The sequence below is a fragment of the Pseudomonas donghuensis genome, assembly GCF_000259195.1.
Classification (GTDB): Bacteria; Pseudomonadota; Gammaproteobacteria; order Pseudomonadales; family Pseudomonadaceae; genus Aquipseudomonas; species Aquipseudomonas donghuensis.
Genome location: NZ_JH650773.1, coordinates 119,698 through 131,879, shown reverse-complemented (window position 1 = coordinate 131,879; position 12,182 = coordinate 119,698). Strand labels below are relative to the sequence as shown.

At 61.1% G+C, this 12,182-nt stretch carries 12 protein-coding genes; 9 read left to right on the top strand and 3 right to left on the bottom strand.

From position 1 onward, the window contains the following. Positions 1-76: 76 nt before the first annotated feature. A complete protein-coding gene (gene uraH / locus UW3_RS0120370; RefSeq protein WP_010225132.1) occupies positions 77-430 on the bottom strand; it encodes a hydroxyisourate hydrolase in 354 nt (117 codons plus the stop codon). 398 nt (positions 431-828) lie between these two features. On the opposite strand from uraH, the gene puuE reads away from it, so the two are divergent. The 7 genes from puuE (at position 829) to UW3_RS0120335 (ending at position 7,811) form a co-directional block, all read left to right on the top strand. Continuing rightward, the gene (puuE, locus tag UW3_RS0120365; protein WP_010225130.1) at positions 829-1,758 is read left to right on the top strand and encodes an allantoinase PuuE; all 930 of its coding nucleotides are present in this window, start codon (positions 829-831) and stop codon (positions 1,756-1,758) included. Further along, positions 1,755-2,270: a 2-oxo-4-hydroxy-4-carboxy-5-ureidoimidazoline decarboxylase gene (uraD, locus tag UW3_RS0120360; protein WP_010225129.1), complete on the top strand. Its 516-nt coding sequence runs from the start codon at positions 1,755-1,757 to the stop codon at positions 2,268-2,270. The genes puuE and uraD overlap by 4 nt, the downstream gene beginning before the upstream one ends. Before the next feature lie 104 nt (positions 2,271-2,374). Continuing rightward, positions 2,375-2,878, top strand: a complete 504-nt coding sequence (locus UW3_RS0120355) for an ureidoglycolate lyase (protein WP_010225127.1) — start codon at positions 2,375-2,377, stop codon at positions 2,876-2,878. A gap of 50 nt (positions 2,879-2,928) precedes the next feature. Next, positions 2,929-4,254, top strand: a complete 1,326-nt coding sequence (locus UW3_RS0120350) for a urate hydroxylase PuuD (protein WP_010225125.1) — start codon at positions 2,929-2,931, stop codon at positions 4,252-4,254. A 130-nt stretch (positions 4,255-4,384) separates the two neighbouring features. Next, positions 4,385-5,740, top strand: coding sequence for a nucleobase:cation symporter-2 family protein (locus tag UW3_RS0120345; RefSeq protein ID WP_010225113.1), 1,356 nt, complete (start codon positions 4,385-4,387; stop codon positions 5,738-5,740). Positions 5,741-5,875: 135 nt separating this feature from the next. Then, positions 5,876-6,661, top strand: coding sequence for an outer membrane protein OmpK (locus tag UW3_RS0120340; protein ID WP_010225112.1), 786 nt, complete (start codon positions 5,876-5,878; stop codon positions 6,659-6,661). 361 nt (positions 6,662-7,022) lie between these two features. Next, positions 7,023-7,811 carry an outer membrane protein OmpK gene (locus UW3_RS0120335; RefSeq protein WP_010225111.1) on the top strand — a complete coding sequence of 263 codons (789 nt, stop codon included), beginning with the start codon at positions 7,023-7,025 and terminating at the stop codon, positions 7,809-7,811. Between the two features lie 107 nt (positions 7,812-7,918). Here the strand turns inward: UW3_RS0120335 and UW3_RS0120330 are convergent, their stop codons facing one another. Continuing rightward, complete coding sequence (locus tag UW3_RS0120330) at positions 7,919-8,827, bottom strand: DUF808 domain-containing protein (protein WP_010225110.1); 909 nt, start codon at positions 8,825-8,827, stop codon at positions 7,919-7,921. A gap of 146 nt (positions 8,828-8,973) precedes the next feature. Between UW3_RS0120330 and UW3_RS0120325 the strand changes: the two genes are divergently transcribed. After that, complete coding sequence (locus tag UW3_RS0120325) at positions 8,974-9,582, top strand: TetR/AcrR family transcriptional regulator (RefSeq protein ID WP_010225109.1); 609 nt, start codon at positions 8,974-8,976, stop codon at positions 9,580-9,582. Between the two features lie 69 nt (positions 9,583-9,651). Here the strand turns inward: UW3_RS0120325 and UW3_RS0120320 are convergent, their stop codons facing one another. Then, positions 9,652-10,092, bottom strand: coding sequence for a GlcG/HbpS family heme-binding protein (locus tag UW3_RS0120320; RefSeq protein ID WP_010225106.1), 441 nt, complete (start codon positions 10,090-10,092; stop codon positions 9,652-9,654). Positions 10,093-10,349: 257 nt separating this feature from the next. On the opposite strand from UW3_RS0120320, the gene gcl reads away from it, so the two are divergent. Beyond that, the gene (gene gcl, locus UW3_RS0120315; protein ID WP_010225104.1) at positions 10,350-12,125 is read left to right on the top strand and encodes a glyoxylate carboligase; all 1,776 of its coding nucleotides are present in this window, start codon (positions 10,350-10,352) and stop codon (positions 12,123-12,125) included. Positions 12,126-12,182 lie beyond the last annotated feature (57 nt).

The window sequence follows — 12,182 nt, the reverse complement described above, 5'->3', positions numbered from 1 at the left end:
GGATTCCATGAAGAACCATAAAAAAAGCCCGCAGTGTGAGCGGGCAAGGACCTACGAAGATTCTTCTAGCGACCAACTAGCTTCCACGGTAGGTCGAGTAACTGTACGGCGAGATCAACAACGGTACGTGGTAGTGATCCTGCTCGGCACTGATGCCGAAACGCAGCACCACCACATCAAGGAAAGCAGGCTCGGGCAATTGCACGCCGCGGGCACGGTAGTAGTCGCCGGCGCTGAACTGCAACTGGTAGACGCCGCTGCGATAATCATCGCCTTGCAGCAGCGGCGCGTCGCAACGGCCATCGCTGTTGGTCAGGGTGGTGTTCACCAGTTCCAGCTGCTGGCCTTCGACCCGGTACAGCTCGACCTTGATCGAACTGCCAGGGCAGCCATGCGCGGCATCCAGTACATGCGTGGTCAAACGTCCCATTGCTTGCTCGCCTCTGTTCTATGTGTGGGCAAAAAATACCCGCACGCCAGGCTCAGAACGCCCGACAACGTGCGGCTGTCGGATTATTAAGACATTTTTCTTAAATATTGTACACAATAATTCAGTATTCTTTCCTGACACCCCGCCCCTCCCCTGTAAATACGCCATCAGTCGCAAAACCACGCCACTGGCCGACGTGCCCGTCATTAGCTGACCGATCAGGCAGGTTTCTTGCAGGGCTCCTTATAGAGGCTGGAGTGGGTAAAAAGGCAAAGAAAAGCGAAAAAACAGGCTTACAAATCGCAAACAAAGTTGTATACAATCATTCTATCGTCGTGGCCGATACCCTACCCGGGTGCCCACGCCCTCCGCATTCACGTACAAGAAGGAAGACTGCAGTGAGCGCTGATTACCCTCGCGACCTGATCGGTTACGGCAACACCCCACCCCATCCGCGCTGGCCGGGGAATGCCCGCATTGCTTTGTCTTTCGTGCTCAATTACGAGGAAGGTGGCGAACGCAACATCCTGCACGGGGATAAAGAGTCCGAAGCCTTCCTCTCGGAAATGGTCGCTGCCCAGCCACTGCAGGGCGCGCGCAACATGAGCATGGAATCGCTCTACGAGTATGGCAGCCGCGCTGGCGTCTGGCGCCTGCTCAAGCTGTTCAAGGACACTGGTGTGCCACTGACCATCTTCGCCGTGGCCATGGCCGCCCAGCGTCATCCGGACGTGATCCGCGCCATGGTCGAAGCCGGTCACGAGATCTGCAGCCACGGCTACCGCTGGATCGATTACCAATACATGGACGAGGCCCAGGAGCGCGAGCACATGCTCGAAGCCATCCGCATCCTCACCGAACTCACCGGCGAGCGTCCGCTGGGCTGGTACACCGGCCGCACCGGGCCGAATACCCGCCGCCTGGTGATGGAGGAAGGCGGCTTCCTCTACGACAGCGACACCTACGACGACGACCTGCCCTACTGGGAACAGAACAACCCGACCGGCAAGCCGCACCTGGTGATCCCCTACACCCTGGACACCAACGACATGCGCTTTACCCAGGTGCAGGGTTTCAACTGCGGCGAGCAGTTCTTCCAGTACCTCAAGGACGCTTTCGATGTGCTCTACGAAGAAGGCGCCGAGGCCCCGAAGATGCTCTCGATCGGCCTGCACTGCCGCTTGATCGGCCGCCCGGCGCGCCTGGCCGCGCTCAAGCGCTTCGTCGAGTACGCCAAGAGCCATGACCAGGTCTGGTTCGCCCGGCGCGTGGACATCGCCCGTCACTGGCATGCCACCCACCCTTTCCAAGCCGAGAAAGCACAATGACCGCATTCAAGACCCTGAAGCCTTCGAGCCTGGATCGCACAGCGTTCGTCGAAGCCTTCGCCGACATCTACGAACACTCGCCATGGGTTGCCGAGAAGGCCTACGACCTGGGCCAGTTGCAGGAAATCGAGCAGATCGAAGCCCTCCACCAGCGCATGAGCGACATCCTCCTGAGCGCCGACCACGCCGCTCAGCTGGCGCTGATCAACGCGCACCCGGACCTCGCCGGCAAGGCCGCGATCCAGGGTGAACTGACCGAATCGAGCACCCATGAACAGGCCGGCGCCGGTATCCACCAGTGCACCGCGCAAGAGTTCGAGCGCTTCACCGAGCTCAACGATGCCTACAAAGAGAAATTCAAGTTCCCGTTCATCATGGCGGTCAAAGGCAGCAACCGGCACCAGATCCTCGCCGCCTTTGAGAAGCGCATCCACAACTCGGTCGAGGCCGAGTTCAAGGAAGCGCTGGCGCAGATCAACCTGATCGCCCTGTTCCGCCTGCTGCAGCTTTAAGGGCGTCGACCGCCGGGCTGGCCCGAGTGCGCTACGCGAGCGTACCCAGGGCCTGACCGGCGCAACAACGACACCCTCCACAACACAGAATAAAGAGAATCCGCATGCGCACTTTAGTGATTGAGCCCCTGAGCAAAGAAGCCTTCGCCCCTTTCGGTGACGTGATCGAAACCGACGGCAGCGACCACTTCATGATCAACAACGGCTCGACCATGCGCTTCCATCGTCTGGCCACGGTCGAAACCGCACAACCCGACGACAAGGCGATCATCAGCATTTTCCGCGCCGACGCGCTGGACATGCCCCTGACCGTACGCATGCTGGAGCGCCATCCGCAGGGCAGCCAGGCTTTCATTCCGCTGCTCGGCAACCCCTTTCTGATCGTGGTCGCGCCACTTGGCGATGTACCTGTATCGGGCCTGGTCCGTGCCTTCATCAGTAATGGAAGGCAGGGCATCAATTACCATCGCGGCGTCTGGCACCACCCGGTGCTGACGATCGAAAAGCGGGATGACTTCCTGGTGGTTGATCGCAGTGGCACTGGCAACAACTGCGATGAGCATTTTTTCAATGAGGATGAGCAATTGATCCTCGCCCCCCACCAATAAGAGAAGACCTGAGCACCCGGCTACAGGGTGCCAGGGTAGAGGTAAAGACTGTGGAAGCACATCTGTTGGAATGGCTGAACCTGAGCATGCGTTGGGTTCACATGATCACTGGCGTGGCATGGATTGGCGCGTCGTTCTACTTTGTCTGGCTGGAAAACAACCTCAACCGGGCCAACCCGCGCGACGGTCTGTCCGGCGATCTCTGGGCCATTCACGGTGGCGGGATCTACCACCTGGAGAAGTACAAGCTGGCTCCGCCAAAAATGCCGGAGAACCTGCACTGGTTCAAATGGGAAGCCTACTTCACCTGGATGTCAGGTATCGCCCTGCTGTGCCTGGTGTTCTACTGGAACCCGACCCTCTACCTGCTGGCCCCTGGCAGCACCCTGAGCGGCGGTGAAGGCATTGCCATCGGTGTCGGTTCGCTGATCGCCGGCTGGTTCATCTATGACTTCCTCTGCGACTCGCCGCTGGGCAAGCGCCCTGGCCTGCTCGGCCTGGTGCTGTTCGTGCTGGTCATCGCCGCCTGCTACGGTTTCAGCCAGGTGTTCAGCGGCCGTGGCGCGTACCTGCACACTGGCGCGATCATCGGCACCATCATGGTCGGCAACGTGTTCCGCATCATCATGCCGGCCCAACGTCAGCTGGTCGCCGCCATCGAAGCCAACCAGACGCCGGACCCGCTGCTGCCGGCCAAGGGCCTGCTGCGCTCGCGGCACAACAACTACTTCACCCTGCCGGTGCTGTTCATCATGATCAGCAACCACTTCCCGAGCACCTATGGCAGCCAGTACAACTGGTTGATCCTGGCCGGTATCGCGGTGGCTGCGGTGTTGGTGCGTCACTACTTCAACACCCGTCATGACAGCAACAAATACGCCTGGACCCTGCCGGTCGGCGCCCTGGCGATGATCTGTCTGGCGTACGTCACCGGCCCAGCGCCGATGCCAAGCGCCCCTGAGCAGGCCGCCGCCAAGGTCGAGTACCAGCCGTTGCCGGAAACCGCCCTGGGTGGCAAGACCGCTGCCGAGAAAGCGGCTGAACAGGCCGCCGCCCCAGCCCAGCCTGCGGCACCTGCGCAAGCGCCCGCCGGTGCCACCGCCAAGCTCGACGATGCCGGTTTCGACAAGATCCACAGCGTCATCCAGGAACGTTGCACCGTGTGCCACTCGGCCAAGCCGACCAGCCCGCTGTTCAGCGCCGCGCCTGCCGGGGTGATGCTCGATACCCCGCAGCAGATCCAGCAACAGGCCGCGCGCATCCAGGCGCAAGCCGTGGCGACGCAGATCATGCCGCTGGGCAACATCACCCAGATGACCCAGCAGGAACGTGACCTGATTGGCGCCTGGGTCGCCAAGGGAGCACCGACCCACTGAGGCAGCCACACGCTGCCAGCTGTAAGCGACAAGCAAAAAGCTGCAAGCCAAGCGCAACCTCCTGCTTCTCCTTGAAGCTTGGCGCTTGAAGCTTGCAGCTCCAAGAATAAAAACAAAACCGAGGTGTTGCATGTCCGAGTCACGCAAGGCGTACATCCCTGTTGCGCCCCCACGACAGCCACTGCCCCTGTTCCAACTGTTCCTGGTGGGTCTGCAGCATGTGTTGCTGATGTACGGAGGCGCGATTGCCGTGCCGCTGATCATCGGTCAAGCCGCCGGACTTTCTCGTGAAGAAGTCGCTTTCCTGATCAATGCCGACCTGCTGGTCGCTGGTGTCGCCACCATCGTCCAGTCGTTCGGCATTGGCGCAGTCGGCATCCGCATGCCGGTGATGATGGGTGCAAGCTTTGCCGCGGTCGGCAGTATGGTGGCCATGGCCGGCATGCCTGGCGTCGGCCTGCAGGGGATTTTCGGTGCGACCATCGCCGCCGGCTTCTTCGGCATGGTCATTGCGCCGTTCATGTCCAAGGTCGTGCGTTTCTTCCCGCCGCTGGTGACCGGCACGGTCATCACCTCGATCGGCCTGTCGCTGTTCCCGGTTGCGGTCAACTGGGCCGGCGGCGGTGCCGATGCCGCGCCCTTCGGCTCCCCCGTCTACCTGATCGTCGCCGGCCTGGTGCTGGCCACCATCCTGCTGATCAACCGCTTCATGCGTGGTTTCTGGGTCAATGTCTCGGTACTGATCGGCATGGGCCTGGGCTACATCCTTGCCGGTTCCATCGGCATGGTCGACCTCTCGGGCCTGAGTGAAGCGCCATGGGTGCAGGTGGTGACCCCGCTGCATTTCGGCATGCCGACCTTCAGCCTGGCGCCGATCCTGTCGATGTGCCTGGTGGTGGTGATCATCTTCGTCGAGTCCACCGGCATGTTCCTCGCCCTGGGCAAGGTCACCGACCGCGAAGTCACCCCCGGCATGCTGCGCCGCGGCCTGATGTGCGATGCCGGCGCATCGTTCGTGGCCGGCTTTTTCAACACCTTCACCCACTCATCCTTCGCCCAGAACATCGGCCTGGTGCAGATGACCGGCGTGCGCTGCCGCTACGTCACCGTGGTCGCCGGCGGCTTTCTGATCCTGCTCAGCCTGCTGCCCAAAGCGGCGTTCCTGATTGCCTCGATTCCGCCTGCGGTGCTGGGCGGTGCGTCGATCGCGATGTTCGGCATGGTCGCCGCCACCGGCATCAAGATCCTTCAGGAAGCCGACATCGCCGACCGCCGCAACCAGTTGCTGGTGGCCGTCAGCGTCGGCATGGGCCTGATCCCGGTAGTGCGTCCGGAGTTCTTCGCGCAGATGCCGCAGTGGATGGAACCGATCACCCACAGCGGCATTGCCATGGCCACGGTCAGCGCCTTGGTCCTCAACCTGCTGTTCAACATCCTCGGTGGCGCCGAACGCGCCGCCCACAACGATACCGTCCACCAGCACTGAGCCTTTGGGCGGCGCTTGCCGCCCGGCATCACCCAAGCAATACGCAAGGCCGTCGACCCGTGGGAGCGGGTCGGCCGGGGCGCTTCGCGCCAAAAAAAACCGAAAACCAACAATAACAAAGCCGGGAATCACAACATGAAAGGCATCACCACTTCCCTCCTGTTGGGTAGCAGTCTGCTGGCCACCTTGCCAGCTGCCGCAGGGGACTTGCTGCTCTGGCACACCAACAGCCTCACCTACCTCTACGGCAAGGACTTCCAGGTCAACCCCGCGATCCAGCAGACGGTGACCTTCGAACATGCCAACAAGTGGAAGTACGGCGACACCTTCCTGTTCATCGACAAGATCTTCTACAACGGCGGCACCGACCGCAGCAAAGGCAACAACACCTACTACGGTGAGTTCAGCCCGCGCCTGTCGTTCGGCAAGATCTTCGATCGAAAATTCGAGTTCGGTCCGATCAAGGACGTGTTGCTGGCCATGACCTACGAGTCTGGCGAAGGCGACAACGAGGCCTACCTGATCGGCCCCGGCTTTGACCTGGCGATCCCCGGCTTCAACTACTTCACCCTCAACATCATGCAGCGCAACACCGAAGGCAGCCGCCCGGGTGATCGCGTCTGGCAGATTACCCCGACCTTTTCCTACACCATCCCTGTGGGCAAATCCGACGTCCTGATCGACGGCTACATGGACTGGGTGGTGGACAACGACCAAAGCAGGCGCGGCACCTATCACGCCAACCTGCAGTTCAACCCGCAGGTCAAATACGACCTGGGCAAGGCCCTGAACCTTGGGGCCAAGCAGTTGTACGTGGGTATCGAGTACAGCTACTGGAAAGACAAATACGGCATCGAGAACAGTGGCCGGCTGGACACCAATCAGAGTGTTACCAGCGCCCTGGTTAAGGTTCACTTCTAAAAGCTGACCAAACGCACAGTTTTTGCCCCACCCGCTCCAGGACGGAGCACTTGAGGACCGGCGCGCAAGCCAGTAATCTGCGCGCCCCCTCGATCAGGGCAGGACGGATCCTGCCTGCGTTTGCTGACCGCTCAGTCAATGAATTCGGGCGGTTGGCAAGCGTCACGCCAACCTGAAATACCCTTTTCAACTGTTCAGAAAGACGTCGAGCAGGATTGCTTGTGACTGACCCGGAAGGTTGGTCCAGCTCTTGCCAAACGTCTGTGGCCAATCGAAAAAAACTGACCCGAAAGACAAGTATTTACCCAAAAGGTGCCACACCAGAGCACCACGAAGAATCCATCAAGGGAGCAACTACGCGATGCGTATTACCAACAGCCTGATCCTTGCCAGCGGCCTGCTGGCGGCCAGCACCGCCGCCACTGCCGGTGATCTGCTGCAATGGCAGAACAACAGCCTGACTTACCTGTGGGGCAAGAACTTTGCCGTCAACCCGTCGATCCAGCAGACCGTGACCTTCGAGCACGCCGATGCCTGGAAGTACGGCGACAACTTCATCTTCGTCGACAAGATCTTCTACAACGGTGGCAAGGACTTCAACAACGGCCCCAACACCTACTACGGCGAGATCAGCCCACGCCTGTCGTTCGGCAAGATCTTCGACCAGAAGCTGGCCTTCGGCCCGGTCAAGGACGTGCTGCTGGCGATGACCTACGAGTTTGGCGAAGGCGACACCGAGTCCTACCTGATCGGCCCGGGTTTCGACCTGGACATCCCAGGCTTCGACTACTTCCAGCTGAACTTTTACCAGCGCAACACCGAAGGCAGCCGTGCCGGTGACAACGTCTGGCAGATCACCCCGGTCTGGTCCTACACCATTCCCGTGGGCAAGTCCGACATCCTCATCGATGGCTTCATGGACTGGGTCGTGGACAACGACGCCACCAGCCGCCGTGGCACCTACCACGCCAACCTGCACTTCAACCCGCAGGTCAAGTACGACCTGGGCAAGGCGCTGAACTGGGGCGAGAAGCAGCTGTATGTCGGTTTCGAATACGACTACTGGAAGAACAAGTACGGCATCAAGGACAGCGACGCCTTCGATACCGATCAGAACACTGCCAGCTTCCTGGTCAAAGCGCACTTCTGATCAAAGAGGCAAAGCCCTTCGGGCTTTGATCGCCGGCAAGGCCGGCTCCCACAGGAGCGGTTCAACACCTGACCCTGTGGGAGCTGGCGTTGCCAGCGATAAGGCCATCAGCTTCTGACAGCACGCCAGAGCTTGCCGATCAGCGCAACCACTGCCAACACTGCAGCACCGGCGACAATCCCCCCCCCGGCATTGAGCAGCGTACTGGTCAGCACCCCGCCGCGCCCTTCGCTGAAGGCTTCAATGGCATGGTGCAGTGGCGCCACGCCGTGGACCAGAATCCCGCCGCCGACCAGAAACATCGCCGCAGTGCCAATCACCGACAGGCTTTTCATCATGTACGGTGCCGCCCGCAGGATGCCGTTGCCGATCGCCTTGGCCGCGCTCGAGGCCTTCTGAGTCAGCCACAGGCCCAGGTCATCGAGCTTGACGATGCCGGCCACCAGGCCATAGACACCGATGGTCATGACAATGGCGATGCCCGAGAGCACGATGATTTGTTGAGTCAGCGGCGCATCGGCAACCGTGCCCAGGGTGATGGCGATGATCTCGGCCGACAGGATGAAGTCGGTGCGCACCGCGCCCTTGATCTTGTCTTGCTCGAAAGCCACCAGATCGACCGCAGGATCGGCCACCGCTTCCGTCAGCGCCACATGCTCGGCCTGGTCTTCTTCCTTGCTGTGGAGGAACTTGTGCGCGAGCTTCTCGAAGCCTTCAAAGCACAGGAATGCACCGCCGACCATCAGCAGCGGTGTCACCGCCCAGGGAATGAAGGCGCTGATCAGCAGCGCCGCCGGCACCAGGATCAGCTTGTTGAGGAACGAGCCCTTGGCCACCGCCCAGACCACCGGGATTTCCCGCTCGGCGCGCACGCCGGTAACCTGCTGGGCGTTGAGCGCCAGGTCGTCGCCCAACACCCCCGCGGTCTTTTTTGCCGCGACCTTGGTCATTACCGAGACATCGTCGAGTACCGTGGCGATATCGTCGATCAATACCAGAAGACTGCTTCCTGCCATGTTTGCCTGATTCCAGCGGGTTGAGAGGGCCACAGTCTAGCTCAAAGTCGCCACCTTGAGCCGCTTGCGAACGCGGTGCTACCATGCGCAACCGCCCTCCCAGGCCCGGTGCCGCCAGCGGCCAGACACGAGGAACAGCGTCAACCATGAGCAGCATTCGCGAGCGCAACAAAGAACTGATCCTGCGCGCGGCCAGTGAAGAGTTTGCCGACAAGGGCTTCGCCGCCACCAAGACCAGCGACATCGCGGCCAAGGCCGGCCTGCCCAAGCCCAACGTCTATTACTACTTCAAGTCCAAGGAAAACCTCTACCGCGAGGTCCTGGAAAGCATCATCGAACCGATCATGCAGGCGTCGACGCCGTTCAATGCCGACGGCGACCCCAAAGAGGTATTGAGCGCCTACATCCGCTCCAAGGTACGCATCTCCCGCGACCTGCCGTTTGCGTCCAAGGTGTTCGCCAGCGAAATCATGCACGGCGCCCCGCACCTGAGCCCGAGCCAGGTCGAGCAGCTCAACGACCAGGCCCGGCACAACATCGAGTGCATCCAGGCCTGGATCGACCGCGGCCAGATCGCCCCGCTCGACCCGCATCACCTGATGTTCAGCATCTGGGCGGCGACCCAGACCTACGCTGACTTCGACTGGCAGATCTCGGTGGTCACCGGCAAGGCCAAGCTCGATGACAGCGATTATGAGGCGGCGGCGCAGACCATCATTCGCCTGGTGCTCAAGGGGTGTGAGCCGGACGCTTAGTCCACGGCGCCTGCATCGCGGGTCAAGCCCGCTCCTACAGGTGGGAGCGGGCTTGACCCGCGATAAATTTTAAGCCGCTACACCGGCATCCGCCGTCAACCCCGCCTCCTCGATCGCACTGATCGCGCACTGCTCGTCGATATCCGAGGTATCGCCACTGATACCGATCGCCCCCAGCACCACGCCCTGCTGATTCCGAATCAGCACCCCACCCGGCGCCGGCACCACCGGGCTCTGGCCCAGGCCATTGAGCGCGGCAAAGAATGCCGGGCGCTGTTGCGCGTCCAGCGCCAGCAGGCGCGACCCCTTGCCCAGGGCAATCGCGCCCCAGGCCTTGCCCATCGCCACTTGCGGGCGCAACAGGCTGGCGCCGTCTTCACGCTGCAGGGCCAGCAGATGCCCACCGTTATCCAGCACCGCCACGGTCAACGGCGCGGAGGAGATCTTGCGCCCGGCCACCAGCGCAGCGTTCACCAGGCTGACAGCGACTTTCAAGGTCAAAGCGTTCATGAAAAGGTCCTCTTGTTGTTAGAAGCCCTGAGGGCAGGTGTAAAAATCAATAGAACAAATAGAACACAATGGTGAACTTATTTGTATACAATATTTTCGGTGCGATGAACCAATTCTGACGAAATGCCATTTTTAAAGGCTTCCCGACGAAAGCACCGATCGCCGATGAAAATGGATTGACCAGAGTCGCTTGGCGTGAATACACTCTGGTGAAAAGCCATTTGTATACAATTACAAAATCAAAGAGGCACAAAACCATGAGCAAAATGAGAGCAATCGATGCAGCCGTTCTGGTGATGCGCCGCGAAGGTGTGGAAACCGCGTTTGGCATCCCGGGTGCAGCCATCAACCCCCTGTACTCGGCCCTGAAGAAAGTCGGCGGTATCGATCACGTCCTCGCTCGTCACGTTGAAGGCGCCTCGCACATGGCCGAGGGCTACACCCGCACCAAGGCCGGCAACATCGGCGTGTGCATCGGCACTTCCGGCCCTGCCGGCACCGACATGGTCACCGGCCTGTACAGTGCCTCGGCCGACTCCATCCCGATCCTGTGCATCACAGGGCAAGCGCCACGTGCGCGTATGCACAAGGAAGATTTCCAGGCCGTCGACATCACCAGCATCGTCAAGCCGGTGACCAAGTGGGCGACCACCGTTCTGGAGCCCGGCCAGGTGCCGTATGCGTTCCAGAAGGCGTTCTATGAAATGCGCTCCGGCCGCCCAGGCCCGGTGCTGATCGACCTGCCGTTCGACGTGCAGATGGCGGAAATCGAATTCGACATCGACGCCTACCAGCCGCTGCCCGTACAAAAGCCTGCGGCCAACCGCGTCCAGGTCGAGAAAGCCCTGGCCATGCTCGACAGCGCCGAACGCCCATTGCTGGTTGCCGGTGGCGGCATCATCAATGCCGATGCCTGCGACAAGCTGGTGGAATTCGCCGAGCTGACCGGTATTCCAGTAATCCCGACCCTGATGGGCTGGGGCATCATCCCCGACGATCACCCGCTGATGGTGGGCATGGTCGGCCTGCAGACGTCGCACCGCTACGGCAACGCCACCATGCTCAAGTCCGACGTGGTACTGGGTATCGGCAACCGTTGGGCCAACCGTCACACCGGCTCCGTTGACGTCTACACCGAAGGCCGTCGCTTCATCCACGTCGATATCGAACCGACCCAGATCGGCCGCGTCTTCACCCCGGACCTGGGTATCGTTTCCGACGCCGGCGCCGCCCTGGATGTATTCCTCGAAGTGGCCCGCGAGTGGAAAGCCGCCGGCAAGCTCAAGGACCGCAGCGCCTGGCTGGAAGATTGCCAACAGCGCAAATCGAGCCTGCAACGCAAGACCCATTTCGACAACGTGCCGGTCAAGCCACAGCGCGTTTACCAGGAAATGAACCAGGTATTCGGCAAGGACACCTGCTACGTCAGCACCATCGGCCTGTCGCAGATCGCCGGCGCGCAGTTCCTCCACGTCTACAAGCCGCGTCACTGGATCAACTGCGGCCAGGCCGGCCCGCTGGGCTGGACCATCCCTGCTGCGCTGGGCGTGGTCAAGGCTGACCCGACTCGCAAGGTCGTGGCGCTGTCCGGCGACTATGACTTCCAGTTCATGATCGAAGAGCTGGCGGTGGGCGCGCAGTTCAACCTGCCCTACGTCCACGTGCTGGTGAACAACTCCTACCTGGGCCTGATCCGCCAGGCCCAGCGCGGCTTCGAGATGGACTACTGCGTGCAACTGGCGTTCGAGAACGTCAACGCACCGGAACTCAATGGTTATGGTGTCGATCACGTCGCCGTGGTCGAAGGCCTGGGCTGCAAGGCCCTGCGCGTGACCGAGCCTGGCGAGATCGCCCCGGCCCTGCTCAAGGCGCAGAAACTGGCCGAAGAGTTCCGGGTACCGGTGGTGGTCGAGGTTATCCTCGAGCGCGTGACCAACATTTCCATGGGCACCGAAATCAACGCGGTCAACGAGTTCGAAGACCTGGCGCTGGTCGGCAACGACGCGCCAACCGCGATTTCCCTGCTCGACTGATCGCTGCGAAGGCCCTGATGCCGGGTGCACAGGGCCCCTTTTTGCAAGGAGACAACC